We start from the raw sequence: 24,277 nt of genomic DNA, 5'->3' as shown, positions 1-24,277 counted from the left end.
GGACAGACCAGGAGGTGCGGCGCGGTCAGGCGCAGCGGATCGTCGGCGCGACGTCGAGGCGGTGGAAGGTCTCGTGGTGGCCGGAGTCGTCGGAGAAGCGCGCGGTGCCGTCGAGGAGGACGACGCGTCCGGCGTGGTACGGGTTGCCCCAGCCCTCAGGTGGGTTGCCCTGGCCGTCGGTGAGCAGACCACCGGCCCGCTCGAACCAGTCGCCGTCGACGACGAGGTAGCGCACGCCGCAGTGCGTCTCGAGGAGCACGTCGATGCCGGCGGCCGAGGTCGCGGCGCGCGTCGACCGACCCGGATCGGACGCACCGGACGTGCAACCGCCGAGGACGGGACCCCCGAGGGCGAGCAGGAGCGAGCCCGCGGCGGCGCACAGCTGTGCACGCGTCCGTCCCATGGGCGGCCCTCCGTCGGCGATCGTCGGGTCTGTCGGGTGTCACGGTCCCCTGCCGGCCAGTATCCCGCGCGCCGGGTGCCGGTGCCCGCCAGGTGCGGACGCCCGACGGTCCTGGACGACCGTTCGCGGCCCCGCGCCCGCGGTGTGGGTCCACATGTTCGCGATGACGACCACCACTCGCAGTTCGACACGAGCGGAGCGTGATGCCGCCGCGCCGCGCCCGGTCGTGGTCGTCATCCTGAACCGCGTGAGGACGAGTGGGACGTCAGCGAGCTCGGTGCAGGAAGGCGGCGCCGCAGGCCGCAGTCCTCAGGGCCTTGGTGCGCCGAGCTCCCGACGCGAAATCCTTTGCGGCGTAAATGGCTTCGCGCGGCCGCGAGTCGTCCGAAAGGGATCGTTCGTAGAGCGGGAGGACGCGCTCCGCACAGCGGATCGCGAAGGCCGTGACCTCGCGCAGCTCGTCGATGGTCAGGTCGATCGCGTCCTCGAGTCGGCCATGGGACCAGTGTGATGGGCGGGCAGGCCGAGGTCGGCGCTCAGCCGGTGGCGCCCGATCCGCCGTCGCCCACGGTGAGGACGATCTTGTCGGCGCAGGCGTCGCGCACAGTGACGGTGTGACCGGCGACCGTGACGGTGTCGCCCACGGCGAGGTCGTGCGACTCGCTGACGCCGGCGCCCATGAACATGACCTTCCACGTGCGTGGGTCGGCCTTGACCTCGTACTGCAGGCCCGCGCGCAGGGTCGCCGCTGCGTCGAGCGGGAAGGTGCCGCCGCGCAGGACCGACACGTCGCCGGGCTGCGTCTGGCACGACGCCGAGGCGGACGCGTCGGCGCTCGAGGAGGGGTCGGTCATGGGTGTCTCCTTCTGGCAGCCGCCGGCGAGCGCGACGGCGAGGGCGGTGACGGCGAGCGCCGGCGCGAGGTACCGGACGCGTCGGGCGGGGCGGAGGTCGCGGATCACGTCAGCTCCTCGGCTGCATCGCCTGCGGGTCGTCGAAGAGCCGGTCGAACTCGTCGTGGTTCACGGTGATCTTCGTGGCGTCGGGCCCCCACGGGTTGCCGAGCGTCACGGTGCCGTCGGCGTTGACGCTCTGCACGTAGTAGACGTGTCGGGTGACGTAGCCGTCGGGGGCGTTGTCAGGGGCGTCGGAGGGCGTGCTGACGATGACGCCCTGCTTGTCGTTGAAGGCCTGGACGGCGCCGTCGAAGCCGTCGACGCCGTGGGCCTCGTTGCCGGTGATGTACGAGGGGGCCTTGTCGTTGTAGTCCCACTCGACGGCGCCGTATGTGCCCTGCTCCTTGACGTCGTAGGGGGCACCGCTCTTGCCGTCCGGCGCCCCGCCGTCGTCCTCTCCGTAGACGACGGCAAAGGCCTTCTCGTAGTAGGCCGGCCACGTCTCACCGTTGGTGCCGTGCGCACCGAGCGGGTTGCCATTGGCATCAAGCGGGAGGTCAGCCGTGACCGTGACGACGCGCGGGTTGCCGTCGTGGTCGAAGAGGCGGACGTCGACGGTGCCGTTGGGGTTGACGGTGATGTTGTCCTTGACGAAGTCGGGGTCGGCCTGGGTCGTCGCGGTGAGTGAGGCGATGGCCCAGCAGTCGCTGAAGCTGCCCTGGTTGACGTCCTGCGCGCTGAGGTCGTCGGTGCCCAGCTCGCCCTGGGGCAGCCCGTAGTGCAGGTCACTACGATGCTCGCCGTCCTGGCTCTGCTGGCCGTCGAGGGCGACGTCGGTGGTGTCGAACCCGGGCTGGCTCCACGGCATCGCCGCCTGCAGCTTGGCCGCCGACTCCGGGGTGATCTTCGACAGCAGGCCGCTCGTCACCTCAGAACGGTCGAACGGGTCGAGTCCGTCACTGACCCAGAGGAACCCGCCCTCGTCCTTCATGATCTGGCCGAGCTTGGCGAGGTCCTCGGGGCTCAGCTGCTGGATCAGGGCCTCGGCCTCCGCGGGTGTCAGCTCGTTGATGCGGTCGCGCATGGTCTCGAGGTCGTCGCGGTTGCCGTCCATGGACCAGAAGCCCGGGCCGTCGAGGACGTTCTTGACGGCGTCCTTGGCAGCGTCGACGTGCTTCTGGTCGAAGGGGCCGGGCGGGACATAGGGCTTCGGGCCGGGGGTCGGCTGCGTCGGTGCGCCACCGCCGTCGGGGATCGGCGCGGGACCACCCGAGCCGCCGGAGCCACCGCCCGAGCCGCCGCTCCCGGCGAGCGGCGCGACGCCCGTGCTCGCGTCGTCCTGCTGACCCGCCTGCCGTTCGAGCGTCCGGCTCATCCGCGTGATCGTGTCGCGCAGGGCGCGGATCTGCGACTCGGCCGCCGGCCACGAGCCGGTGAGGTGCTCGAGGTCGCCGCCGCCCCACTCCGAGCGCAGCGAGGACACGGCCCGACCTGCCGTGTCGCACACCTCCCCGGCCGTCGTCGCGCACAGCTCGAGGCGACGCGCCGAGGCACGCAGCGCGACCGGGTCGGCACCCTTGCGGTAGATCGCCATGTCGAGCCCTTCCCCTGAGAGCACCGACCCTAGCCCGCGACGCGTCCGCGCGCCCCCGCTGGCTCCCAGACACGGGACGCGTCGGGCACAGTGGGTCGGGACCGGCGGACGCGGCCGGTCGTCCAGGGGACCCGCGCCGCTGGTGCACGCTGCGAGCGACCCTGACGGCGAAGGACGGACATGCTCTTCATGTGGCTCTGCCTCTTCTGCGCGACCGCGCTCGTCGTGGTCCTGCTGGCCGCGCCCTGGCGGCGGGGAGACCCGCGAGCGCAGGGACCAGAAGCCCCGGGCCGACAGGACGGGCAACCGGTCGGGCCCGCGCCCGGCCGGGGGCGCCTGCTGGCAGGGCGCATCGTCGTGGCACTGGCCTGGGCGCAGTGCGTGGCCGCGTTGGTCCTGGCCGGCTTCGGCGGCTACTACGCCCTGGAGTCGGCCCGGCCCGACAACGGCAGCACATTCGCACAGCTCGGCGTCGCCATCGGCGTCGTCGTGGCGGCGGTCGGGCTGGTCGGTGCGGCGGCGTTCGCGGCCGTCGGCAAGGGGCTGCGGCGTCGGTACCGCCAGGTGCGCCACGTGTTCGCCGGCGTGCAGGCACTGCTGCTCGTCGTCGTCCTGTGGTCGCACGCGTCGTGGTCCGGAGGCGCAGCGGTGTACCTCGCCGCCACACTCGTGCTCTGCTACCTCGGCGATGTCGAGAACGCGACGGCGGCTCCGTCCCACGATGTAGCAGCGGCCACACCAGGCCGGGACGACGAGCGAGGAGAGACAGCATGACGATCCGGATGGACCACGTGAGCATCGTGGTCGACGACCTCGAGGCGGCGAAGGCGTTCTTCGTGGCCCTCGGCCTCGAGCTCGAGGGCGAGGCCCCGATCGAGGGGCCGGCGGTCGACCGCCTCAACGCGCTCGACGACGTGCGCGCCGACATCGCGATGATGCGGACCCCCGACGGCCACGGCCGTCTCGAGCTGACGCGGTTCCGTTCCCCCGCGGTGGTGGCCGCCGAGCCTCGCGACGCCCTCGGCAACACGCTCGGCCTCCGCAGCGTCATGTTCGCCGTCGACGACCTTCACGCCACCGTCGCCGCGCTGCGTCCGCACGGGGGCGAGCCCATCGGCGAGATCGTGCGGTACGAGGATGCCTACCGGCTCTGCTACGTCCGCGGACCGGCCGGCAGCATCGTCTCCCTCGCCGAGGCGCTCGGCTGACGGCGCCTTGCTAGGTTCTGCGGCGTGGAGATCATGCGCATCGGACCTGCCGACTGGGAGAGCTTCAGGGCGGTGCGGCTGGAATCGCTGTCCGAGGCCGCGTCGGCCTTCGGCTCGCGCTACGAGGACTGGGTCGACGCCCCCGTCGAGCGGTGGCAGTCGCGACTGACCCAGGTGCCCCTCACCTTGCTTGCACGCGAGGACACGACGGTGGTCGGCGTCGTCAGCGGGCAGCCGGACGGAGACCGTTGGGTCGAGCTCATCTCCATGTGGGTGGCGCCAGCAGCTCGAGGCTCGGGCGTCGCCGCCCGGCTCATCGGCGCGGTGGTGGACTGGGCCTCGGAGCAGGACCGGGAGACCTTCCTGATGGTGCGCAGCGACAATGCCCGCGCGCGAAAGGCGTATGAGCGAGTTGGCTTCGTCGACAAGGGAGTTCCGGAGGACTGGCCCACCGACGAGCCCCCGGAGAACCGCATGGAGCTGCGCCGCTGACGTCACGGCTTCAGCGCTGAGCCGAGCCTTTGCACCGCGCATCGCGTGGCCCCGACGGCCGACGAGCGCGAGGGCGTACCCCGCCTGTCGCGGTCTCCCTCCCTCAACCTTGACACCCTAGGTAGAGTACGACTATGGCACCTCGTATGACCATGGCCACCCGCGTCGTTCTCGGAACCCTGTTGAACGATGTCGAGGCCGAGTGGTTCGGGTCGCAGATCGGCCGGGTCGCGGGGCTGCCGAGTGGCACGGTGCACCCGATCCTCGCCCGCCTCGAAGGGGTGGGCTGGGTCGAGTCGCGGTGGGAAGACATCGACCCCAGCACAGAGGGGCGCCCGGCGCGTCGGTACTACCGACTGACGCGCTCGGGGGCGGCACAGGCCCGCCAGGCCCTGGCTGCGGCCCGTCGACCCATGCCGGGCCTGGCCGGGACACCGAAGGAGGGTCTGTCATGAGGAAGAAGCACGCCACCGCGTCGGTGAGGTTCGCCGTCGCGGCCATGGAGCGCGCCACGGAGGGAATGCCGCCGGAGACGAGAGACCGCTACCACGACGAGCTGGTCGCGGAGATGCACGGCCTCTCGGCCCCGAGACGGTGGCGCTACGCGGTCGGGGTTGCTGCCTCCGCGTCCGCCATGAAGGCCGCGCTGGCACCGGGCGCGCCGGCATCGCTGCCGAAACCGCATCGGACGCTCGGCTGCCGCACGAACACCCACCACGTGTGGATGACCACCCACGCTGACGACGGCGCGCTGTACCGGGCCTGCGCGCGCTGCGGCAAGGAGTACATCCCCACCGGAACGTCAGGCGTCATCGGCGGCTGACCTCGCCATCGCCATCCCACCGGGAGAGGGTCTCCCGGGCGGTCGCGGGGCGCGAACGCCGGGGTGATGAACGAGACGCGGTGACCTGGCCGAAGGTCCTTCGTGCGTGCCCGCGACAGGCGCCACCATGGAAGGAGAGAGGTGCGCCATGTCATCCGCCAAGCACAGTCCACCCGTGGGAGCACGACGCAGCGGCGAGCGGAGCACGAACCTCACACGCTCGTGGATCGCGGTGGCGTCGATCCCGGTGGCGTTCTTCGTGGCCTTCGCCGTCAGCGAGGGGCTGTACGCACTGCTCGGGTACAAGCCGGAGGACGCGACGGAGCCCTTGTGGGTGGCGCTGGCCGCCGGCATCCCCGCGATCATCCTGTTCCTCGTCCCGTGCGCCGCGGCGGTCTGGTACGGCAACAAGGCTCGGGCCGAGGGGCACCGCAGCGCACTGCTGCCGCTTCTCGTCGGCGCCGTCCTGGGGCTGTGGATGCTGGTCATGACCACCGTGTCCATGCTCGCCGGGTAGGACCTGCCCGGCCGGGTTGCGCCGCCACGACGCGCTTCCGTGCCCTGGGGCGGTGACGGAGCCGGGGTGCGAGGCTTCCTCCCATGCAGAGACTCGACCAGGCCTCGGATGATCTGGCGGCGATCGAGCTGGCGCGGCTGCGAGCGATCGTCGCTGCCGACGGCCCGGCACTGTGGTCACTCCATGACCCCGCGTTCGTCCTGTGCGACCCGGGCGGGAGCCTCTGGGACCGCGAGCGCTACGTCGGCGGGCTCTGCGACGGCTCGGTCAGCTACACCCGGTTCGAGCCCGTCAGCCCGATCGAGGTTCTGAGGAGCGCCGACCTGGCCGTCGTCCGGTACCGGTCGGTCATCGATCTCACGACGCCGCACGGCGGTGGCCACCTCGAGTGCTGGCACCAGGACACCTACGTGCGCGACGCAACGGCGGGCTGGCGGTGCCGCTGGTCCCAGGCCACGGACACCATCCGGGACTGAGCCGGGGCGGCGTTCCCGCCTCACAACTCGGGTGCGACCTGATGCCGCATCGGGCAGGATCCCTCCCGTGCTTGCTGACCTGTGGCCGACGTTCGGCCTGGAACTGACCACGCCCCGCCTCACCCTGCGGCTGCCGTCGGAGGACGAGCTCGTCGCCCTGGCTCGGGTGGCCGGCGAGGGCGTGCACGGCCCCGACGAACGACCCTTCCTGACGCCGTGGACCGAAGGCACCGCCGACGAACGGGAGCGAGCCGTGCTGAGCGGGCACTGGTATCGGTTGTCCGCCTGGGAGACGGACGACTGGAGCCTCGGGATGGCCATCCTGGACCGCTCGGGGACGGCGATGGGGATCGGCACGCTCAGGGCGCGGGACTTCCGCGTCAACCGTGAGGTGACGACGTCCTCCTGGCTCGGTCTGCGATTTCACGGGCAGGGATACGGGACCGAGGCCCGCACGGCGTTGTTGACGCTCGCCTTCGACCACCTCGGGGCCACCGACGCGACCTCGGAGGTCTTCCAGGACAACCACGCCTCCCAGGGCGTCTCCCGCAAGCTCGGGTACCTGCACGACGGCATCTCCCGCGACCGCCGTGGTGAGGAGGTCCTGGTCTCGGATCGGCTTCGCCTGACCAGCACGCGGTGGGCTCAGGTCAGCAGCCGGGTCGACGTTCGCGTCGCGGGCCTGGAGCGCGCCCGGCCGATGTTCACCTGACCACCACGGACCGACGCCCGCCGGGGTGGGGTGTTGGTGCGGCTCTCCCCCACGGCCGGCGACCTGCCCTGTGGCAGAGTGCCGCACATGGTTGACGACGCCCCGCAGGGTGACGGCCGTTCCGAGACGGGTCTGACCGACGACGCCTTCGCACCCCAGTGGTCCGACGACGACCGCCCACGCATCCCTCGCGTGGCCGGCGAGCGCGAGGCGCTGACGGCCTACCTCGAGTACTACCGGGCGACCGTGGAGATGAAGTGTCGCGGCCTCACCGCCGAGCAGGCCCGAACCCGGTCGATGCCGCCGTCGACGATGTCGATGCACGGGCTGATCCGACATCTCGCCGGCGTCGAGCGTTGGTGGTTCCAGCAGAACTTCGAGCGACGCGACGTGCCGTTCCTCTTCTTCACCGAGGAGGACCCCGACCTCGACTTCAACCCGCCTGCGGACGCGGACTTCGAGTCGGACCGCGAGGTCTGGCGAGCGGAGTGCGCGGTATCCCGCGACATCGTCGCCGCCCACGACCTCGACGACACGGCGAGGCCCCTGGACTGGTACGAGGACGTCGACCTGCGGTGGCTCGTGCTGCGGATGATCACCGAGTACGCCCAGCACTGCGGGCACGTCGATCTGCTTCGCGAGGGGATCGATGGCAAGACGGGCACCTGAGGTGACCAGGCAGCCGGTTCGCCTGTCGACCGCACGGTTGTCGCTGCGACAGCCGGTACAGGCTGATGCCGGAGCGATCCTCGGGATCCTGTCGAATCCGCTGGTCGTCCAGCACAACCCGTCGGATCTCCTGACGGAGCTCGAGGACGTCGAGGCGCTGGTGAGGCAGTGGCTGGCGCATTGGGAGCGGCACGGGTTCGGGAACTGTTGCGTCTTCGAGGAGACGTCGGGTCGGCTGGTCGGCAACTGCGGTCTCCGGTGGATGACGATCCACGGGGACCGCGTCCTCAATCTCATGTACCGCTTCCATCCATCGACCTGGGGACGTGGCTACGCCACGGAAGCCGCGGCCGCCCTGTTGAGCTGGGCGCAGGACTCGCTGCCTACCGAGCTCGTCGTCGCCCGCGTCCGTCCGACGAATGTGGCCAGTCAGCGGGTCGCCACGAAGATCGGCCTCCGACGAGACCCCACGTTCGACGCCCTGGGCGAGGACGGCGTCGACTGGGCGTTCACCGACCGCACGTGAGCGTCGCGGTGTGGGCCCGGTCCGCCGCGTCCCGTCTATGAGGCCGCCGGGAGGAGTTGAGAGATGGCCTCAGCCATACGGTCCCGGGCGGCACCGGTGCGCCCGATGTTCCCCAGGCCGAACTGCAGGTTCGAGGAGAGCGTCACCTGCACGGTGTCCGCAGCTACCTCTCGGACCTGGGCGGTGACCTTCTCCCCGGACGCCAGCACCATCCGGCCAGCCGTGAAGACGAAGAGTCCGGTCGCAGCATCCGAGGAGAGGTGCTGCATCCCCGCGCGGCGCGCTGCCTCCTCGAGGGCGGCCACCGCCTCGCCGCTGCTGGCCCGGAAGGTCATGGACCACTTGTTCCCTGCACTCATCCCACCGCTCCCTCACCCGACGCGATCCGCGATCCGCGGTCCGCGGTTCGCGGCGCGCGCGACTCGACGGTCGCCCCGGCGGCCGCCCATCCCGCGCGTACGACGAGAGTATCGACGCGGCGGCGGCGCGCGCCGCGCTTCGGACCCTTCGGCGTCGGGGACCGAGCGGAGCAGCGCACGGCGACTGTCCAGCGCCACCCGGCGGCGGGGGTGGTTCGAAGTGCTGCGTTCACGTACGGACCACCGGCCGGGAGCCCTACATTGGGGCATGGCAGACGTGATGCTGGGCATTTTCGCGATCGTCGCCGGCGGCTTCATGCTGTTCGCCGGACAACTGGTACTGCGCCTGGTCCTCCCCATCTGGGGCTTCTTCGCCGGATTCGCTTTCGGGGCAGGGCTTTTCGCTGAACTCGCCAATGAGCACGTCCTTGGCACGGTGCTGGGCTGGGTGGCGGGGTTCGTGTGCGCGCTGATCTTCGCTCTTCTCGCCTATCTCTACTTCGCGGTGGCGGTCGTTCTCGCCATGGCCGGGTTCGGCTTCGCGATCGGCTCGGGCCTCGTCGTCGCCCTGGGCATCGACTGGAACTGGGTTGCCGTCCTGGTGGGCATTGCCGTCGGCGCCGTGCTCGGTCTGGTGGCGGTCATCGGGAACCTGCCGATGGTCGTCCTGGCCGTGGTCAGCTCGATCGCCGGGGCCGTCAGCGTCGTCGCCGGCCTGATGCTGCTGGTGGGCACCATCAACTCCGCCGACTTCACCCGCGCCACCTTCACCCAGGCGGTGCACGCCGGCTGGGGCTGGTACCTGACTCTGGTCGCCCTTGCCCTGATCGGCATCGTCTCCCAGACGCGACAGCGGCTCGCGATGCGCCGCACCGTCCAGGAGACCTGGTACGCCGAGAGCGGCTGACCCAGGACCCGACACTCGGTCGCCGCAGCCACAGACGCGTTGCGTCGGCGGGCGTTGCGTCGGACGGGTGGTCACGCACCGCAGGCTCGCCGCCGACTCTGGAGCGGCGTGATGGCGCCGCCTGTCGAGATCGGCCGGTGCCGTTCGACGTACGGCTGAGTGGCTGCAACGGGTGGCGACGAGAGGGAGAGCGATGAGCGACGTCACGGTGCTGGTGTCCGGAGCGAGTGTCGCGGGGCCGGCCCTGGCCCACTGGCTGCACCGCCGGGGTGCGGAGGTGACGGTGGTCGAGCAGGCGCCGGAGCTGCGGATGGGCGGTCAGGCGGTCGACGCCCGCGGTGTCGCGAAGGACGTCATCCGCCGGATGGGTCTGGACGCCGTCGTCCGGGCGGCCTGCACCGATACTCGTGGCGCGCACTCGGTCGACGCCGACGGGAACGTGCTCGAGACCTTCCGCGCCGAGGACGACGAGGGCGACGGGTACGTCTCCGAGATCGAGATCCTTCGTGGCGACCTGACCCAGATCCTCTACGACGACACCCGCGACCACGTCGAGTACGTCTTCGGCGACCGGATCACCGACCTCGCCCAGGACGACGACGGGGTCGACGTCACCTTCGCGAGCGGCCGGCGTCGACGCTTCGACCTGGTGATCGGTGCAGACGGGCTGCACTCGTCGCTCCGGTCGATGGTGTTCGGGCCGCGGGAGCGGTTCGTACGCCACCTCGGTCTGGTGCTGGCCTTCTTCACGGTGCCCAACGTGTTCGGGGTGGACGGCTGGTTGCTCGACCACCGGGAGGGAGGTCGCTGGGCGGGGTTGCGGCCGGTCCCGGACACGTCGAAGGCGATCGCGATGCTGTCCTTTCCCGCCCCGGAGGAGCAGTTCGACCACCGCGACGTCGAGGCCCAGAAGCGGCTGCTGCGCGAGCACATGGCGGGCTTCGGCTGGGAGACCCAGCACATCCTCGCGCACGTCGACGAAGCACCGGACTTCTACCTTGACCAGGTGGCCCAGGTCGTCATGGACCGCTGGTCCGAGGGCCGGGTCGGACTGATCGGTGACGCGGCGTTCAGTGCTTCGCCGATGTCGGGCGCGGGGACCGGGCTGGCCCTGGTGGGCGCCTACCTGCTGGCCGGCGAGCTCGCGGCCGCCGGCTGGGACCCCGCCGTCGGGTTCACCCGGTACCAGGAGCGGATGCGCGACTACGTCGAGGCCAACCAGGAGATCGGGCGCATGCACGTCTCGATGCTGACCGCCGACCCGCAGACGGCCCCGGCCCCCGAGCCGGACCTCGAGGCGATGACCGCTCTCATCGAGCGGGCGGTCACTGGTCCCGTGCTTCCCGAGTACGAGAGCGCGTAGCCACGAGCCCATCCGATGCCGTAAGCATCGACCACCCCCGACGCATCCGTCGATGTAGGCACCTGACGCGCTGAGGGCGGCTGGCTAGAGGGTGATGTCCTGGGCTGGATGGGCGTCGACGAGAAATGGCGCCGACAGTTTCTGAGTAGCGTCCGGTGAAGACGCACTGCGCGGACCAAGGGAGAGCCACGAGATGAGACCACTTCGATACTCGATCAACGTGACACTCGACGGCTGCTGCCATCACGAGGCAGGGCTGCCCCCCGACGAGGAGTCGATGCGCTACTGGACCGCTGAGATGGAACGAGCCGATGCCCTGCTGTTCGGCCGGGTGACCTACGAGATGATGGAGTCGGCCTGGCGGCGGCCGACCACGGGCACATGGCCCGGCTGGATGGATGAGTGGCAGATCCCGTTCGCCGAGACCATCGACCGGGCGAAGAAGTACGTCGTGTCGAGCACGCTGGGCGCGGTCGACTGGAACGCCGAGCTGGTGCGGGGCGACGTCGGGCAAGCGGTCCAGCGGCTCAAGCAGCAGCCGGGCGAGGGCCTGTTCGTGGGTGGCGTGACGTTGCCCCTCGCGTTGGCAGATCTGGGTTTGATCGACGAGTACGCCTTTGTGGTGCAGCCGGTCCTGGCTGGGCACGGGCCGACGTTGCTCTCCGGCCTGCGCGAGCGCGTCGAGCTGGAGCTCGTGGATCGCCATGCCTTCCGGTCGGGGGCGGTCGCTGTTCGATACCGCCCCATGCGGGCAACGGCTTGAGGTGCCTCGTCCTGGCACCTGGTCGGCCAGTGCACGCAGATGCTGCGGACGATGCGCTCCGTCGCGCCGCCGGCGGCAACGTGACGCGACGTCGTGACCGCGAGAGCTGGGCCGATCCACCACGAACGGCGGTATCCGGAACGCACAAATGAGTTCCGGATAGCGCCGCCCGTGTGTGTGACTACTTGACCTCGGAGCGGCGAAGGAACAGCAGCCCGACGGCGAGGGGCATGACGATCCAGATCGTCGTGGTCGAGCCGAGCATCGCCCACTCCTTAGCCGTGTTCGTGGAGCCGTCGAGGAGCGCAACCTGCGTGTAGTGCCAGTCGATCCACGGCTGGAGGTCCTCGAACCACGAGCGCACCTGGGCCAGGAGCGCGAGGATGCCTGGCACGACCAATGAAGCGACGAAGTACGCCACGATCGCCGCCGCGGAGTTGCGCAGCACGACGCCGAGGGCGAAGCCGAAGGCCATGCCAACCAGGTTGTAGAGCACCATCTGGAGCGCCATGGACAACGAGATGTCCCAGACGGTGTCGACGCCGGCGGCTGCGGAACCGGCCACGTTGCCGAGGGCGCCAACCGCGAAGGCGACGGAGACGGCGCCGAGGCCCACCAGGAGGGTCGCGATCGCCTTGGCGCCAATCACGCGTCCGCGGCTCGGCACCAGTGTGAACGTCGTGAGCCCACTTCGCTGGCCCCACTCACCCGTGACTGCCAGGATCGCGATGATCGGCAAGATCACCGACATCGGGAACCCGCTCGCCCTTACGAAGTTCTGGTAGGTGGCGTCGCTGTCGAGGCCGAAGACGAGGAGCGACCCGGCCGAGATAGGCGACAGGACGCCGATGCTGATGAGCATCCAGAATCCCGAGCGGGTGTTGAACATCTTGCGGAGCTCGACCTTGACGAGTCGGGTGGCAGTGATGGGACGGGCGGTCCGGTGGACCGGTGCAGCGTCCGTGGTGGTGGCCGGAGGGACGATCGTGGCGGTCATGCTGCAACTCCTTCGCGTTGGGTGTCGGCGGTGAGCGAGAGGAACATGTCTTCGAGACCGGCGCCATCGGCGGAGCGCAGCTCGGTGAGGGCGATGCCGGCGGTCAGGGCCACGGCCCCGACCCGATCAGGGTCGGCATCGGTGTGGACCGAACCGTCGCTGGCGAGCGTGCTGGGGATACCGGCCTGCTCGAGTGCGTGAGCGAGGTCCCGAGGTGAGGCCGAGCGGGCGAGCGTCCCGGCCGCGGCGAGGAGTTCTTCCTTGCGGCCGGCCGCGACGATCTTTCCGTTGCCGATCACGACCAGGTCGTCCGCGACGACCTCGATCTCGTGCAGCAGGTGTGAGGACAACAGCACGGTGCCGCCCTGGCTGGCGAAGCCCGTCAGCAGGTCGCGCATCCATCGGATCCCCGCGGGGTCGAGCCCATTGGCAGGCTCGTCGAGGATCAGCACCTTGGGATCTCCGAGGAGCGCGGTGGCGATGCCGAGGCGTTGACGCATCCCGAGGGAGTAGTTGCGCACCCGGCGCTTGGCCTCGGTGGGTGTCAGACTCACCCGCTCGATCATCTGGTCGACCCGGGTGCGGGGCAGGCCCATGGTGTCGGAGGCAATGGTGAGAATCTCGCGGCCGGTGCGACCGGCGTGCTGGGCGGAGGCGTCCAGGAGAACGCCCACTTCAAGACCGGGGTTGGGGAGGTCGGCGAACCGAACTCCGTTGATTGTCGCGGTGCCGGACGTCGGGGCGGTGAGGCCGACGATGACGCGCATCGTGGTGGACTTGCCGGCGCCGTTCGGGCCCAGGAAGCCGGTGACGCGACCGGGCAGGGCGGTGAAGGAGACGTCGTCGACGGCCGTGAAGCCGGCGTACCTCCGGGTCAGTGACTCAACAGTGATCATGCGGCAACCCTCGCCGCGTCGCGGCGCGGGCACATCGGCATACAGGCCGGACCCACCCGGGCCGTCAGGAGGAGCGGCGTCTCGTTCTTTCGGTCGGTCCCCGGGGCCTCCTCGTTCCCTAGGCTGGGCGGGTGATCACCAACGCCCTGCGCTCGCTGTGGGCCGAGCCCCGCGCAGCCGCCGTTCCCGAACGGCTGTCGCGCGACTGGGTGCTGGTCGGGGTGGTCATGGTGACGGCGCTGCTCGAGGGAGTCTTCCGGGACGACGTCGTCTGGCGGCCGTTCGCGACGATCGTGGCGGTCGGGCTCGCGCCCGTTCTGCTCTGGCGGCGTACCCGGCCGTTGGCCTGCGTCGTGGTGGGCTTCGGAACCGCGATGGCGTTGGGACTGGCGACCCTGGCGGGCGGCCCCCGGAACGTTGGGCTCACCACGATGATCTATGTCCTGTTGCTCGTCTACGCGCTGGTCCGCTGGGGCTCAGGGCGAGAGATCGTGCTCGGGCTGACTTTTGTGCTGGTCGCTGCGGTGATCGGTACGGTCGCCAACTACACCGGCCCGTCCGACTTCATCGGCGGGTTCGGCATCCTGACAGCGGCAGCAGCAGGCGGAGCGGCGTTCCGCTACCGCGCCGAGAGCTGGCGGCGGGCGTTGGACCAGATCCGCAGCCAGGAGCGGGTCGGCCTCGCTCGCGAGCTGCACGACATGGTCGCCCACCACATCTCGGCGATTGCGGTGCAAGCGCAAGCGGGTCGGACGCTGGCCGGGCAGCGACCCGAAGCGGCACTCGAGGCGCTGGCGGTCATCGAAGGAGAAGCGTCGCGAACGCTGGCGGAGATGCGGGCGATGGTCCGGGTGCTCCGCGAGGGAGCGCCGGCGGAGTACACCCCCCAGCCCGGGGTCGCCGACCTGGCGTCCCTCGCCCGCCGCGACCCGGTCCCGGTCGTCGACGTGGAGGTGCCAGATGACCTGGACGAACTTCCGCTCCAGGTCGACGCGGCGGTCTACCGGCTGGCGCAAGAGGCGCTGACCAACGCGCTTCGGCACGCGCGCAACGCCTCGCGCGTGGAAATCCGGGTCGTCGAAGGTGGAGGAAGACTGCGGCTACGCGTGACCGACGACGGGCAGATCGACCCAGTGCGGCCGTCGAGCCACGGCTTCGGGCTGCTGGGGATGACCGAGCGCACACAGCTGCTCGGGGGCACGCTCCGTGCCGGGCCGGCGCCCGAGGGCGGGTGGACGGTCGAGGCCGAGCTGCCGACGGAGGTACGCCGATGACGGTGCGAGTGCTGGTGGCCGACGACCAGGACTTGGTGCGTACCGGCCTGTCCATGATCCTTGACGCCCAGCCTGGCATCGACGTCGTCGGCCAGGCCGCCGACGGCCACGCCGCTGTCGAGCTCGCGCGTAGGCTCCGCCCGGACGTGTGCCTGGTCGACATCCGGATGCCCGGGCTCGACGGCATCCAGGTGACCGAGCTCCTCGCCGGCCGGGGCGTCCCGGACCCGATGGCAGTGGTGGTGATCACGACTTTCGACCTGGACGAGTACGTCCACGGCGCGCTCCGGGCCGGCGCCCGAGGCTTTCTGCTCAAGGACGCCGGGCCGGAGCTGCTCGTCCAGGCCGTCCATGCCGCCGCAGTCGGCGATGCCCTGATCGCGCCGAACATCACCCGGCGGCTCCTGTCCACCTTGGCCGCGAGGGAACCGTCGAAACGACGATCCCAACCGATCGAGCCGCTCACCGACCGCGAGGAGGAGGTGCTGGCGTTGGTCGCTCGTGGCCGCACGAACGCCGAGATCGCCGCCGACCTCTTCATCGGCCTGACGACCGCCAAGACCCACGTCGCGAGCCTGCTGACAAAGATCGGCGCCCGCAACAGGGTCGAGATCGCGATGTGGGCCTACGACACCGGCCGGGCGGGGGACTGAAGCCGCCGTCCAAGGACTCGGAGAAGCACGTTCCGCCAGCAAGCAGGAACCATGGGCGCGGTTCGACATCATCGAGCCCGGCGAGGATCAACGGCTGTGCATTCTGTATCCAATACGTCGCAGCACTCGCCATCTCGACATCGACGATGAGCGCGGCGAGGTGTCGCTGCAGCTCCCCGGGTTCCGTGAACGTCCGGATCTGCCGCGTTTCGCTGAGGCGTGCCGCCCAGCCGGCGCGCGCTCTCTACGCTTCAACCGTGGATAAGCAGCTCTGGGACCGGTACAGCAAGGACCCACTTCCGCAGGGCCTCGCCTACCCCGTGGGTCGGGACATCGTCCAGCGGGAGTTGGAGACGGCAGGCGCCTCGGTGTCCTCGCTGTCGTTCAGCCGACCCGATAGGCCCAGCGCTGGAACCGTTCTCGACATCCACTGGAGCGGGGACGTGCCCAGGCGGCTGGGTGATGTCATCCCCGCACAAGGTTTTCTGCTCATGGTGCTGCGAGCCGTCCCATCGACGGAGAGGCCGGCCATTGGCGGGCAACTCCGGGACCGGTGGCTGCGAGAGGCCGCGACTTGGATGGCGCGCATTCCGAATCGGGGTGATGCGTGGCGTGCGAGTGAACACCGGTGGCTGCTCCAGCGGGGACCCGATGGGCTGAGCTTGCGCGTCGATTTACTTTCCTGACATGCCGCCGTCAGCGCGTCCTAGTAAGGCGCTCTGTCCGACCGAAGAACCTCCGGCTCGCGCATTGTCCGCTCCGGCCACAGCTGCACCAGGTAGTCCTCCACCGGTTCGTCGATCGCCAGGTCAAAGGCTCGGTTGCGCCCTCGAGCACTCACACGGACGCGATGCGGCCCCGGCAACTTCGGGATGAACGCCGGATCACGAGGCAGGTCGAGACCCGGGTCGGGACTCGACCAGAACAGCGGCACGGTGATCGGCACGCTGATCTCTTCGAGGGCCTCCCATGGTTCCGGCTCGTCGCGAGCGGGTTCGAGCGCGCCCTCCGGTGGGCCGAGCAGTGCCATAAGGTTGACCCGCACTGGACCGGTCGCGCAGCCCGTCCTCACGATCAGGTGCGCCGGCTCGGACGCGGCAGCAACCAGCGTGCCCAAACCGTCGCCGACAAACTGCGGGCTGGCGTCGAACGGCGTCAAGTAGATCTGGTGCCATGCGGCGAGGATCTGAAGCGTTTGCACGGGCCTCCCTTTGGCGGCGCAGCCATGTTCGGGCATTCGCGGGCTGCAGAGTGTTGGCCCCTAGCCCAGAGCAGCTCGAAAGGCGGCAAGGACGTCGTTCGCGGCCTTCTCAGATGGCGCCTCGATGGCGAAGAGCCAGGGGCCGTTGCGGGGGGTCAACCCTGCCACGACTGCTTGGCGATTGGGCGGTTGTCCGTCGGCGGTGAGCCACCGCAGCCGGTCGCCCGGCTTGCTGTGGCTGGTGACCGCGTAGTCCCCGGGGCGGCCAGCTTCCAGGTGCGGCCAGAACTGGTCCATGGTGAAGCCTTGGCCGGCCGCCTCATCGAGGGATATCGCTTCCATCGAGGTCCCGTCGGCGTATCGCACCGTCCGCCAGGTGCGCTCCCTGCTCACCGGGTACCCATTCAGGGTCGCGGGAAGCTTGTCCATGACAGTGGCGACGGCCGAGCGTGTGGCGGGCAGCGTCGCAGGGTCGAGGGCTGCCAAGGCCATCCCCAGCCCGGTGGACGCTCCTGGTCCGCTCGAGGACGCGCTCGAGGACGCGCTGGGTGTGCTGCTGCTGCTGGGGTCAGTACGTGTGCGGGGAGGGTCGCTGCTGTCGGCGCCGACGCCTGCCGGCGTCGTCCCGCAAGCAGCGAGGATCCCGCTGCCAGGACCGTCACCAGCACTGCTGCACCTCGTGGGTCCATCAGACCTCACCCCCTGAATGTGGACCCCGTTCTCGCCCAACGCGACCGTGCGGGTGTGCACTGCCCACCTCACGGGAAGGGGTCCTTCGCGAACAGAATGTACTGTCGGCCAGGCTCTGTCGTACGACGACTGGGATCTCATCACCGACGCCGGCGACCTCGAGCCGTCCATGCGGGCCGTAAAGATCTTGAGGGCGCGGGACGCCGCCGGGTAGGCGCCAGCCCTGAGCCGAAGCGTTTACCGGACATGCCGCGGAAGGTGCGCTCCGCCGCACCGTCGGCCCTCACGCGCGGGAGGCCTGTCGCGGTCCAGTAGCCTGTCTCCCGTTGGCCGGCCCAGGCAGGGCCTCGTTACAGCGAGGGTTACAGCGACCCTTACAGCGAGGTTTCCAGCGAGGGTTCAGCCATGCCCCGCCCTCGTAGCTCAGGGGATAGAGCACCGCTNGCGACCCTTACAGCGAGGTTTCCAGCGAGGGTTCAGCCATGCCCCGCCCTCGTAGCTCAGGGGATAGAGCACCGCTCTCCTAAAGCGGGTGTCGCAGGTTCGAATCCTGCCGGGGGCACCACACGTTTGCGCAGGTCAGAGGCGGTGTCACTCATCCGCCACTCCCCCTTCGATGAGCGCGACCGGCCCGTTGTGGCACATCTGTGGCACATGGATGTCCAGCGAGAGGGCCACCGCGTCGAGGTCGTCGGGGAACAGACCGGCGTAGATGTCGAGCGTCATCGCGGCCGACGCGTGGCCGAGCATCTGCTGGATCGCCTTGACGTTCGCGCCGCCGCGGACCGCGAGCGAGGCAGCCGTGTGGCGCAGGTCGTGCGGCGTCACACCGACGAGGCCAGCTGCCGCGCAGGCCGGGTCGAACACGCGACGGCGCCAGTTGTTCAGGATGATCGGGCCACCCATCGCGGCCGGGAACAGCAGGTCGTCGCGCTCCTTGCCCTGGCACATCCCGAGCAGCGCGGGCATGAGAGCCGGAGGTACCGGGACCGAACGAGTGCGATGGGTCTTCGGCGTCGAGAAGACCATGGTCGAGCCAACGCGGGTCACGCTCTCGGAGATGGTCAGCCGTCGCCGTTCGACGTCGAGCCGGGACACCTTGAGCGCGGCGAACTCCCCGAACCGCAAGCCCGTCAGTCCGAGCACCGCGATGGCGAGGCCGTGCGATCCTGCCGCGTCGACGAGCCGCGCGAGCTCCTCCGGAGTCAGGAACCGCGGCTCGCGACGAACCTGCCTCGGTAGCCGGACGCCCTTGGCCGGGTTCCGCGCGATCCGCCCGTCCTGCACCGCTCCGTCGAGCACGAGCGATGCGACGAGGTAGATCTTGCGGACGGATCCCGCCGACAGTCCCGACGTCGCCAGGTCACCGACCCACCCGGCGACGTCGGAGTGTGCGATGCGCCCGATCGGCCAGCCACCCCACTGCGGCAGCACGTGCGTCCGGAGCGTGTCGCGGTACCGGTCGGCCGTCGAGGGCTTGAGGTGCGCCAGTCCCCTGCTCCACGTCTCGGCGTACGCCGCGAAAAGCAGCTTGCCGGCCGCAGGGTCGATGTACGTGCCGCGGTAGAGATCGGCCATGAGCGCCGCCAGGAACCGATCGGCATCGACCCTGCGGCCGAAGGACTTCTTGCGCTGCCGCCCGGACGGATCACGCCAACGAGCGAGCCACCGCCCGTCGCGACTGTCCTTGACGACATGGGCCATCTCAGGCCACCTGATCGCCGAACCACGCCCGGACCCGGTCGGGGTCGAAGCGCAGGTGCTTGCCCAGGCGAACCGCAGGCGGGCCCTCTCCACGGGTGCGCCACTGGTACAGCGTGTTCCTCGGCACCCCGAGGAAGGCCGAGACGTCGTCGACAGTCCAGAGCTTGTCGCACGTCGGGGCAGTGTTCTTGGGTGCGCTAGGCACCGGGGGTGTTCTCATTGCGATCTCCTTCTCTCTCAGTTGGTTTGCTTGCGAGGTTGGGCGGCTCGCCATTGCGCGTGTTCGCGGGCGCGGGCTGCGGCGGCCCTGGCGAGTTCGGCGTCGCCGTCGGTGTCCCAACCGGATCCGGCGTAGGTCCAGTGGCCGACGACGAGGGTGGTCTCGGTGTCGTCGTCGGCGAGGAGGTCGTCGAGGTCGCGGGTGTCGAGGGTGCGTCCGTCGCGAGTGGCGGTGGCGAGGCGGCGTTGGAACCGGGCGCGGGCGCGGCGCAGCCGGCCGAGGGTGACGCTGTAGCGGCGTGACTTGGAGGAGAAGTGGCCGCGGAAGCCGAGCATGTGGGCCCACTTGCCGAGCAGCGCGTACGGGTGCTCGGCCATGAGTGCGTCGGTGGTGGCCGCTTCGAAGCGCTGGCGGTCGACGGTCTGGGCGATGGTCGAGCGGAGCCGGTGCAGGTGCGGGCTAGCCGTGTTCGTCGAGTCGGTCGCGGACTTCGTCGCGTACTTCGCGAGGTAGCCGGCGACCTGCTCGGCCTCGAGCTGCTTGTCGGGGTCGTCGGTCCGGTGGGCGCCCCGGACGGGTCGGGAGTCGACCTGGCTGCCGAACCGCAGCCGTCGGACGAGGTCGCCCCCGAAGAGGGGCGGGGCGTCGAACCACACGGACGCGGACGCGGACTCGATCGCCGACGAGAGCAGGGCGGCGGTGATCCCGGCCGGGGCTGGCGCGGGCGAGGCGTCGTCATACGCCTTGCCGTCAACGCGGACGAGGGCGTGGAAGTGGACGAGGCCGCGCAGCTGGTACTCGGCGACCTTGGCGAACTGGACGGTCGCGACCTGAGCGAGCCGGTGCGGGCTGATCCCGAGGGCGCGGGCCAGGGCGCGGCGCAGGGCGATGGTGAAGCGGCGCCACAGCTCGGGGGCCCACCACTGCCACACGACGTGGCTCTCGTAGTCGTAGCAGTCCCCGCACAGCGGCTGCCCGAGCATCCGGTCACCGTCGAGGTGGGTGGCATGGCACACCGTCGGCCGGTTGTGCGGGCACCGCCCTGCTTCGTCCTTAGCTCGGTAGGGGCGGCAGCGGCGGCCGTTGCGGGTGCCGTGAACCGGCCCGAAGGAGGGGGCGGTGAGGGTCGCGAAGACGAGCGGGTTCTCCCGCACGATGTCGGGGACGCCCTTGCCGCCGACGACCCCGGCTCGGATGAGGTGGAACGTGTCCGCGGCGTAGACGCGGGAACAGGACGGGCAGTCGGAGGCTCGGCGGTTACCGCACCGGACATGCAGGACGCCGAGGGGCTCCTCATCCGACGAGTAAGACCCGAGGACCTCACCCGTAACCGTGTCGACGGTCTGGGAGTGGCCTCGCAGCCGGATCGGCTTGGTGCAATGACCGACTCGGGCGGCGGTGGTGGCCCAGGCGTCGAAATCGCGGGAGACGAGCCGGGCGGTGATCTCTTGCTCGAGGCGGGGTGAGAGATCTGGCAGGTCCAGCCCGACGTCCGCGCTGTAGCCGGGAAATGGTCCCGTGTCGGCGTGGCGGAACGTCGGGCTGGACTGCTGCACCGTCATGGGGTCACGCCGCCCGCGGGCTCGACGGGGCGGTGCTGGAAGCGGCCATAGCGACCGCGAGAACCGCAGGCAGGGGCTCCCCCGTGGACAGTCGTCGCTGGAGCGGGAGGCGTCCGGTTGCGTCGAGGCCACCCCAGACGCCGTACTCCTCGTCGAAGACGAGCGCCCAGGCGAGGCACTGGCGGCGAACCGGGCAGGAACCGCAGATCAACGCAGCCCGGGCCTTGACACGCCGGCTGGTGTCGGCGAACCACAGCTCGGGGTCGGTCTGGTTGCAGGTGCCGCGTTCCTTCCAGCCGCCTCGGGCAAGGGTCCGAAGCATCGAGTCTGAACGGCCGTGAAGGACACCGCGGGCAGTCTGGGTGGTCATCAGGCCGCCTCCGGCCCGCTGCCCGAACCCACCGCGGACGAGGACGACTGGCCTGCTGGCCGGGGTCGGTGACGACTCCGCGGCTGGCGCGGGGACCGCGGCTTCCGTGACCTCACCGACGTAACGCCACTTGGCTCGACGTCCACGACCGATCCGCGGTCGGCCTCGGCCTCATGGACAGGCCCACCAGGCTCGACGGGTGCCGCGGTGTCCGGGACGTAGGGCGCTGGGTTGTGGGTGGCCACGTTGCGGACGAGATCGTCGGGCCAGTAGTCCGCCCGAACCCGATCGGCAGATCCGTCCTCCTCGATGACCCATGCCGTGCCGGGGGTGGAGGGCGAGATGCGGTGTGCGGGCGCGAGGGCCGCAGCGCCGTCGCCCAGGACCATCCGCGTCTCGTCGGCCGACCGCAGCCGCAGCGCAACGGTCTGGGTGAACAGGCCGCGGAGCCCGATGACCTCCTTGCGGGGGTCCTGCACGCACGCGAGAACGATGACGCCCAGCGCGCGGCCTTGGGTCAGGACCTCGGCGAGCAGCCGGGAGGCCTCCTTGCGGATCTCCGGGTCCGCGTACGCGGTCAGGACGGCGAGCTCGTCGATGGCGAGCACGTGCAGCGGGTCCGCGGGCGTGGGCTGGTGCAGCCGGGTGAAGCCGGCCATCCGGTGCCCGCGCTCGTCGACCACCCGCAACAGCCGGTTCAGCACGTCGAGCGCCTGCGCCGGGGTCGTGGCCACCTCGGAGAACAGGTGCCGGCCCATCCCGACCTCGACTCCGCGTTTGAGGTCGACACCCCACAGCCGGACCAGCCCAGCGCGGACAGCCGGTGCGACGCCACCGCACACGCCCCAGAAGATCGACCCCTTCCCAGAGCCGGAGCAGCCGACGACGAGGGTGTGCCGTCCGGTCAGCGGCAGCAGCCAGCGTGACCCGTCCTGACGTCGACCGACCGAGACAGCATCGACCGTGATGTCGAGCGGGGCTGCAGCGGGCCGGACCGGCGCGAGGCGGTCGGCCATGATCAGGACGTACTCGACGGTTGACGGCGAGAGGGCGCGGCAGCGGAACGAGCGCGCCGAGGCAGCAGCGGCCAGCGCGGGTGCGGCCTTCTCGAGGTCTTCGACCGTCTGCCCGGTCCGGGCACGCGCGGTGATGGTCAGGGCGACGCCGCGTGCCGTGACCGAGCACAGCCGTGGGTGCACCCACACCGTCGAGCCAGCGGCAGGACGTCTGTGCGCGACCGCTCGCATGACGGAGGCGGACCAGCTCGCGCGCTCGTCACGCTGAACCGATAGGCCACACTCCCGAGCCAGCACGGGCCAACGGCGACGAGCCCAGCGACGCCAGGAAGCCCGCTTCAGAGGGCCGGCTGCCCACCGCTCGTACGAAGCCGGCCACCAACGAGCCCACACCACCGCCACGAAGGCAGGGACAACCCAGCCCAAGATCAGCAGGCGGATGGCGATCGGTTGGCCGCCCGGGAGCAGCCGCACAGCGAACGCTAGGCCCGCGACGGAGACCACCCACCGGAGTTGCCGGTACGTCCACCCCGCGACCGACCAGACGAGGACCGCAGCGACGCGCAGGGCGCAGGCAGCCTGGCCCGCAGCAGCAGCCAGACTCGGGACGCCCCGGGAGCGTTGGAGCCCGACAGGGATTGGGGCACCCATTACGCGGCCCCCTTGGCCTGGCCGGACGAGGCGCCGGACTGGCTTGACTGGCCGGGAGCGGTCATTGACTCAGCACGGAAGGACCACGAGATCCGGCCGCGACCCATCGACGTCTCCTCGATCCACGGCAACGCCGTCAGACCGGTGAACTCGACCGGCGTCCACGGGAACGGCGTCTTGTTCTCCGGCGGCACCGGCTGCACCTTCGCGAAGAACTTCACCGTCACTGCGGTCTCCCGCTTGCTGGCCTCCTCGTCCGCGTCGAGCACCGTCACCGACCACACGAGCAGGCCCGTCTCCGGGTCGACCTGCTGCGGCCGCGACCCATCCGCCCGCTTCTCGGCGTTGAAGTCCAGGACCGGCTCCACCGAGCCCTTGAGGAACGCCCCGTTCGGGAACACGTCGCCGAACCCGACCTTGAACCGCTTCTGCATCGCCATGACTACTCCTCATCCAGTCGTCTAGAGCAGTTGCTCTATGACAACAGTAGAGCACTCATCTAGACAAGCAGCAAGGGATGGCGTCAGTTGGCCGGGAACCGGTACTCGAGGACGTAACTCGGGGCTGCCTTCACGGTGTCAGTCAGTTCGACAGGCAAACCGTTGGTGTCAAAGGCGATTCGCCGCACTGTGAGCACTGGGGTGCCGGCCGGCAGGCGCAGCCGACGCCGCTCCTCTGGCGAAGGCATTCGCGCGGCAACCTCTTCGGAAAACTCAGCCAGCGAGTGGCCGGTCTCCTCGATTCGCGCGTAGATGCCGCCCGGGCCGGTGTCGGCGTCTTCGATCGAGGTTCCCTTCGCGATCGAAAGCGGCACATAGGAGGACGCCAGCTCGACCGGCTGCCCATCCATCAGGTAACGACGTCGACGCGCAACCACCCTCGACCGGGCCGGGATGGCCAAGGCCTCGCGTACATCGGCAGTCGCCGCCTCGCTCCCGACCTCGATCTCATCGACGGAAGGGACGCCAACGCCCTCGGCTTCAGCGATGAAGGCAGCCTGCCCAGCCTCTCGATGCCGCCGAGCGAATCGGTCGGAGGCGACGCGCCGCACCACCGGACGCTCTCGGACAAACACACCACGACCATGCTCGGCGACCAGCAGCCCCTCGGCGCTCAACTCCCCCAACGCCTGGCGAACCGTCATGCGAGCGACCCCGAAGTGCTCCCTCAGCTGCGACTCGGAGGGCACCTTGTCTCCTGGAGCAATGCGCCCCGACCCGATGGCCTCGCGCAGCGCTGTTGCGATCTGCTTGAAGGCAGGAGTGTCCGAGGTCTTGTCGACCTGGCCCAGCTCCAGCATGCTTCACTCCTCCAGACGTCTGTAGTACCTACACT

31 protein-coding genes and 1 tRNA gene are annotated in these 24,277 nt (G+C 70.1%); 16 read left to right on the top strand and 16 right to left on the bottom strand.

All coding sequences use genetic code 11. The annotated features are described in order from the left end of the window. Positions 1-25: 25 nt before the first annotated feature. The 4 genes from RY076_RS12100 to RY076_RS12090 form a co-directional block, all read right to left on the bottom strand. Complete coding sequence (locus tag RY076_RS12100) at positions 26-403, bottom strand: hypothetical protein (protein WP_323098169.1); 378 nt, start codon at positions 401-403, stop codon at positions 26-28. 265 nt (positions 404-668) lie between these two features. Next, complete coding sequence (locus RY076_RS23660) at positions 669-860, bottom strand: putative immunity protein (RefSeq protein WP_413785771.1); 192 nt, start codon at positions 858-860, stop codon at positions 669-671. A 79-nt stretch (positions 861-939) separates the two neighbouring features. After that, positions 940-1,365, bottom strand: a complete 426-nt coding sequence (locus RY076_RS12095; protein WP_323098167.1) for a hypothetical protein — start codon at positions 1,363-1,365, stop codon at positions 940-942. Position 1,366: 1 nt separating this feature from the next. Beyond that, positions 1,367-2,893 carry a C2 family cysteine protease gene (locus RY076_RS12090; protein WP_323098165.1) on the bottom strand — a complete coding sequence of 509 codons (1,527 nt, stop codon included), beginning with the start codon at positions 2,891-2,893 and terminating at the stop codon, positions 1,367-1,369. 180 nt (positions 2,894-3,073) lie between these two features. Between RY076_RS12090 and RY076_RS12085 the strand changes: the two genes are divergently transcribed. The 10 genes from RY076_RS12085 (at position 3,074) to RY076_RS12040 (ending at position 8,316) form a co-directional block, all read left to right on the top strand. Further along, positions 3,074-3,667 (top strand): hypothetical protein, encoded by a 594-nt coding sequence (locus RY076_RS12085; protein WP_323098163.1) that lies wholly within the window; start codon positions 3,074-3,076, stop codon positions 3,665-3,667. Beyond that, a complete protein-coding gene (locus RY076_RS12080; protein ID WP_323098161.1) occupies positions 3,664-4,101 on the top strand; it encodes a VOC family protein in 438 nt (145 codons plus the stop codon). The genes RY076_RS12085 and RY076_RS12080 overlap by 4 nt, the downstream gene beginning before the upstream one ends. 33 nt (positions 4,102-4,134) lie before the next feature. Continuing rightward, entirely contained in the window at positions 4,135-4,593 is a 459-nt protein-coding gene (locus RY076_RS12075; RefSeq protein ID WP_323098300.1) for a GNAT family N-acetyltransferase, read from the top strand. A 134-nt stretch (positions 4,594-4,727) separates the two neighbouring features. Further along, the gene (locus RY076_RS12070) at positions 4,728-5,048 is read left to right on the top strand and encodes a PadR family transcriptional regulator (RefSeq protein WP_323098159.1); all 321 of its coding nucleotides are present in this window, start codon (positions 4,728-4,730) and stop codon (positions 5,046-5,048) included. Further along, positions 5,045-5,416: a hypothetical protein gene (locus RY076_RS12065; RefSeq protein ID WP_323098157.1), complete on the top strand. Its 372-nt coding sequence runs from the start codon at positions 5,045-5,047 to the stop codon at positions 5,414-5,416. The genes RY076_RS12070 and RY076_RS12065 overlap by 4 nt, the downstream gene beginning before the upstream one ends. Before the next feature lie 175 nt (positions 5,417-5,591). Then, the gene (locus tag RY076_RS12060; protein ID WP_323098154.1) at positions 5,592-5,933 is read left to right on the top strand and encodes a hypothetical protein; all 342 of its coding nucleotides are present in this window, start codon (positions 5,592-5,594) and stop codon (positions 5,931-5,933) included. An 83-nt stretch (positions 5,934-6,016) separates the two neighbouring features. Then, positions 6,017-6,409, top strand: a complete 393-nt coding sequence (locus RY076_RS12055; protein ID WP_323098152.1) for a nuclear transport factor 2 family protein — start codon at positions 6,017-6,019, stop codon at positions 6,407-6,409. Between the two features lie 67 nt (positions 6,410-6,476). Further along, on the top strand, positions 6,477-7,121 hold the full coding sequence (locus tag RY076_RS12050; RefSeq protein WP_323098149.1) for a GNAT family N-acetyltransferase: 645 nt from the start codon (positions 6,477-6,479) through the stop codon (positions 7,119-7,121). An 87-nt stretch (positions 7,122-7,208) separates the two neighbouring features. Continuing rightward, positions 7,209-7,790, top strand: coding sequence for a DinB family protein (locus tag RY076_RS12045; RefSeq protein WP_323098145.1), 582 nt, complete (start codon positions 7,209-7,211; stop codon positions 7,788-7,790). 1 nt (position 7,791) lies between these two features. Further along, on the top strand, positions 7,792-8,316 hold the full coding sequence (locus RY076_RS12040) for a GNAT family N-acetyltransferase (protein ID WP_323098143.1): 525 nt from the start codon (positions 7,792-7,794) through the stop codon (positions 8,314-8,316). Between the two features lie 35 nt (positions 8,317-8,351). Here RY076_RS12040 and RY076_RS12035 read toward each other — a convergent pair whose 3' ends face one another. Next, on the bottom strand, positions 8,352-8,651 hold the full coding sequence (locus tag RY076_RS12035; RefSeq protein ID WP_323098141.1) for a hypothetical protein: 300 nt from the start codon (positions 8,649-8,651) through the stop codon (positions 8,352-8,354). A 292-nt stretch (positions 8,652-8,943) separates the two neighbouring features. Here RY076_RS12035 and RY076_RS12030 point away from each other — a divergent pair, with 292 nt between their 5' ends. The 3 genes from RY076_RS12030 to RY076_RS12020 all read left to right on the top strand — a co-directional run bounded on the left by RY076_RS12030 (position 8,944) and on the right by RY076_RS12020 (position 11,708). After that, complete coding sequence (locus tag RY076_RS12030; RefSeq protein WP_323098138.1) at positions 8,944-9,582, top strand: DUF4203 domain-containing protein; 639 nt, start codon at positions 8,944-8,946, stop codon at positions 9,580-9,582. Positions 9,583-9,775: 193 nt separating this feature from the next. Further along, entirely contained in the window at positions 9,776-10,945 is a 1,170-nt protein-coding gene (locus RY076_RS12025) for an FAD-dependent monooxygenase (protein ID WP_323098136.1), read from the top strand. Between the two features lie 193 nt (positions 10,946-11,138). Then, positions 11,139-11,708: a dihydrofolate reductase family protein gene (locus tag RY076_RS12020; RefSeq protein ID WP_323098134.1), complete on the top strand. Its 570-nt coding sequence runs from the start codon at positions 11,139-11,141 to the stop codon at positions 11,706-11,708. A 181-nt stretch (positions 11,709-11,889) separates the two neighbouring features. Here the strand turns inward: RY076_RS12020 and RY076_RS12015 are convergent, their stop codons facing one another. Both RY076_RS12015 and RY076_RS12010 read right to left on the bottom strand, forming a co-directional pair. After that, positions 11,890-12,705: an ABC transporter permease subunit gene (locus RY076_RS12015; protein ID WP_323098132.1), complete on the bottom strand. Its 816-nt coding sequence runs from the start codon at positions 12,703-12,705 to the stop codon at positions 11,890-11,892. Further along, complete coding sequence (locus tag RY076_RS12010; RefSeq protein ID WP_323098298.1) at positions 12,702-13,601, bottom strand: ABC transporter ATP-binding protein; 900 nt, start codon at positions 13,599-13,601, stop codon at positions 12,702-12,704. The genes RY076_RS12015 and RY076_RS12010 overlap by 4 nt, the downstream gene beginning before the upstream one ends. A 131-nt stretch (positions 13,602-13,732) precedes the next feature. Between RY076_RS12010 and RY076_RS12005 the strand changes: the two genes are divergently transcribed. Together RY076_RS12005 and RY076_RS12000 are read left to right on the top strand one after the other, a co-directional pair. Then, positions 13,733-14,875, top strand: coding sequence for a sensor histidine kinase (locus tag RY076_RS12005; RefSeq protein WP_323098130.1), 1,143 nt, complete (start codon positions 13,733-13,735; stop codon positions 14,873-14,875). After that, the gene (locus tag RY076_RS12000; RefSeq protein ID WP_323098128.1) at positions 14,872-15,528 is read left to right on the top strand and encodes a response regulator transcription factor; all 657 of its coding nucleotides are present in this window, start codon (positions 14,872-14,874) and stop codon (positions 15,526-15,528) included. Before RY076_RS12005 ends, RY076_RS12000 begins: the two co-directional genes overlap by 4 nt. Before the next feature lie 706 nt (positions 15,529-16,234). Here RY076_RS12000 and RY076_RS11995 read toward each other — a convergent pair. Both RY076_RS11995 and RY076_RS11990 read right to left on the bottom strand, forming a co-directional pair. Next, a complete protein-coding gene (locus RY076_RS11995; protein ID WP_323098125.1) occupies positions 16,235-16,729 on the bottom strand; it encodes a hypothetical protein in 495 nt (164 codons plus the stop codon). 60 nt (positions 16,730-16,789) lie between these two features. Next, positions 16,790-17,215, bottom strand: coding sequence for a hypothetical protein (locus RY076_RS11990; protein ID WP_323098123.1), 426 nt, complete (start codon positions 17,213-17,215; stop codon positions 16,790-16,792). A 693-nt stretch (positions 17,216-17,908) separates the two neighbouring features. Between RY076_RS11990 and RY076_RS11985 the strand changes: the two genes are divergently transcribed. Then, positions 17,909-17,984 (top strand) — tRNA-Arg (locus RY076_RS11985). Positions 17,985-18,010: 26 nt separating this feature from the next. Here the strand turns inward: RY076_RS11985 and RY076_RS11980 are convergent. From RY076_RS11980 to RY076_RS11950, 7 genes are all read right to left on the bottom strand, one after another. Further along, the gene (locus RY076_RS11980) at positions 18,011-19,123 is read right to left on the bottom strand and encodes a tyrosine-type recombinase/integrase (RefSeq protein ID WP_323098121.1); all 1,113 of its coding nucleotides are present in this window, start codon (positions 19,121-19,123) and stop codon (positions 18,011-18,013) included. Position 19,124: 1 nt separating this feature from the next. Further along, positions 19,125-19,343: a helix-turn-helix transcriptional regulator gene (locus tag RY076_RS11975; RefSeq protein ID WP_150989169.1), complete on the bottom strand. Its 219-nt coding sequence runs from the start codon at positions 19,341-19,343 to the stop codon at positions 19,125-19,127. Between the two features lie 17 nt (positions 19,344-19,360). Further along, complete coding sequence (locus tag RY076_RS11970; protein WP_323098118.1) at positions 19,361-20,905, bottom strand: replication initiator; 1,545 nt, start codon at positions 20,903-20,905, stop codon at positions 19,361-19,363. A gap of 4 nt (positions 20,906-20,909) precedes the next feature. Further along, positions 20,910-21,275, bottom strand: coding sequence for a WhiB family transcriptional regulator (locus tag RY076_RS11965; RefSeq protein ID WP_323098116.1), 366 nt, complete (start codon positions 21,273-21,275; stop codon positions 20,910-20,912). Continuing rightward, entirely contained in the window at positions 21,275-22,474 is a 1,200-nt protein-coding gene (locus RY076_RS11960; RefSeq protein WP_323098115.1) for a hypothetical protein, read from the bottom strand. The genes RY076_RS11965 and RY076_RS11960 overlap by 1 nt, the downstream gene beginning before the upstream one ends. 467 nt (positions 22,475-22,941) lie before the next feature. Beyond that, complete coding sequence (locus tag RY076_RS11955) at positions 22,942-23,382, bottom strand: plasmid replication, integration and excision activator (protein WP_323098112.1); 441 nt, start codon at positions 23,380-23,382, stop codon at positions 22,942-22,944. A gap of 83 nt (positions 23,383-23,465) precedes the next feature. Continuing rightward, positions 23,466-24,242, bottom strand: a complete 777-nt coding sequence (locus RY076_RS11950; RefSeq protein ID WP_323098110.1) for a GntR family transcriptional regulator — start codon at positions 24,240-24,242, stop codon at positions 23,466-23,468. Positions 24,243-24,277: the final 35 nt, after the last annotated feature.

This window comes from Intrasporangium zincisolvens, assembly GCF_034724055.1.
GTDB lineage: Bacteria > Actinomycetota > Actinomycetes > Actinomycetales > Dermatophilaceae > Monashia > Monashia zincisolvens.
Note: the sequence above shows the minus strand (reverse complement) of the source record. Positions and strands in the feature narration are given on the sequence as shown.

What these genes read in the sequence shown, in the direction of transcription:
- RY076_RS12090 (WP_323098165.1), bottom strand. Translation starts at nt 2,893, where the DNA reads ATGGCGATCTACCGCAAGGGTGCCGACCCGGTCGCGCTGCGTGCCTCG.
- RY076_RS12035 (WP_323098141.1), bottom strand. Translation starts at nt 8,651, where the DNA reads ATGACCTTCCGGGCCAGCAGCGGCGAGGCGGTGGCCGCCCTCGAGGAG.
- RY076_RS12010 (WP_323098298.1), bottom strand. Translation starts at nt 13,601, where the DNA reads ATGATCACTGTTGAGTCACTGACCCGGAGGTACGCCGGCTTCACGGCC.
- RY076_RS11950 (WP_323098110.1), bottom strand. Translation starts at nt 24,242, where the DNA reads ATGCTGGAGCTGGGCCAGGTCGACAAGACCTCGGACACTCCTGCCTTC.
- RY076_RS12000 (WP_323098128.1), top strand. Translation starts at nt 14,872, where the DNA reads ATGACGGTGCGAGTGCTGGTGGCCGACGACCAGGACTTGGTGCGTACC.
- RY076_RS12080 (WP_323098161.1), top strand. Translation starts at nt 3,664, where the DNA reads ATGACGATCCGGATGGACCACGTGAGCATCGTGGTCGACGACCTCGAG.
- RY076_RS12020 (WP_323098134.1), top strand. Translation starts at nt 11,139, where the DNA reads ATGAGACCACTTCGATACTCGATCAACGTGACACTCGACGGCTGCTGC.
- RY076_RS11970 (WP_323098118.1), bottom strand. Translation starts at nt 20,905, where the DNA reads ATGACGGTGCAGCAGTCCAGCCCGACGTTCCGCCACGCCGACACGGGA.
- RY076_RS12025 (WP_323098136.1), top strand. Translation starts at nt 9,776, where the DNA reads ATGAGCGACGTCACGGTGCTGGTGTCCGGAGCGAGTGTCGCGGGGCCG.
- RY076_RS12015 (WP_323098132.1), bottom strand. Translation starts at nt 12,705, where the DNA reads ATGACCGCCACGATCGTCCCTCCGGCCACCACCACGGACGCTGCACCG.
- RY076_RS11980 (WP_323098121.1), bottom strand. Translation starts at nt 19,123, where the DNA reads ATGGCCCATGTCGTCAAGGACAGTCGCGACGGGCGGTGGCTCGCTCGT.
- RY076_RS11965 (WP_323098116.1), bottom strand. Translation starts at nt 21,275, where the DNA reads ATGACCACCCAGACTGCCCGCGGTGTCCTTCACGGCCGTTCAGACTCG.
- RY076_RS12085 (WP_323098163.1), top strand. Translation starts at nt 3,074, where the DNA reads ATGCTCTTCATGTGGCTCTGCCTCTTCTGCGCGACCGCGCTCGTCGTG.
- RY076_RS11975 (WP_150989169.1), bottom strand. Translation starts at nt 19,343, where the DNA reads ATGAGAACACCCCCGGTGCCTAGCGCACCCAAGAACACTGCCCCGACG.
- RY076_RS12075 (WP_323098300.1), top strand. Translation starts at nt 4,135, where the DNA reads ATGCGCATCGGACCTGCCGACTGGGAGAGCTTCAGGGCGGTGCGGCTG.
- RY076_RS12065 (WP_323098157.1), top strand. Translation starts at nt 5,045, where the DNA reads ATGAGGAAGAAGCACGCCACCGCGTCGGTGAGGTTCGCCGTCGCGGCC.
- RY076_RS12070 (WP_323098159.1), top strand. Translation starts at nt 4,728, where the DNA reads ATGGCACCTCGTATGACCATGGCCACCCGCGTCGTTCTCGGAACCCTG.
- RY076_RS12055 (WP_323098152.1), top strand. Translation starts at nt 6,017, where the DNA reads ATGCAGAGACTCGACCAGGCCTCGGATGATCTGGCGGCGATCGAGCTG.
- RY076_RS12045 (WP_323098145.1), top strand. Translation starts at nt 7,209, where the DNA reads ATGGTTGACGACGCCCCGCAGGGTGACGGCCGTTCCGAGACGGGTCTG.
- RY076_RS12030 (WP_323098138.1), top strand. Translation starts at nt 8,944, where the DNA reads ATGGCAGACGTGATGCTGGGCATTTTCGCGATCGTCGCCGGCGGCTTC.
- RY076_RS12100 (WP_323098169.1), bottom strand. Translation starts at nt 403, where the DNA reads ATGGGACGGACGCGTGCACAGCTGTGCGCCGCCGCGGGCTCGCTCCTG.
- RY076_RS11955 (WP_323098112.1), bottom strand. Translation starts at nt 23,382, where the DNA reads ATGGCGATGCAGAAGCGGTTCAAGGTCGGGTTCGGCGACGTGTTCCCG.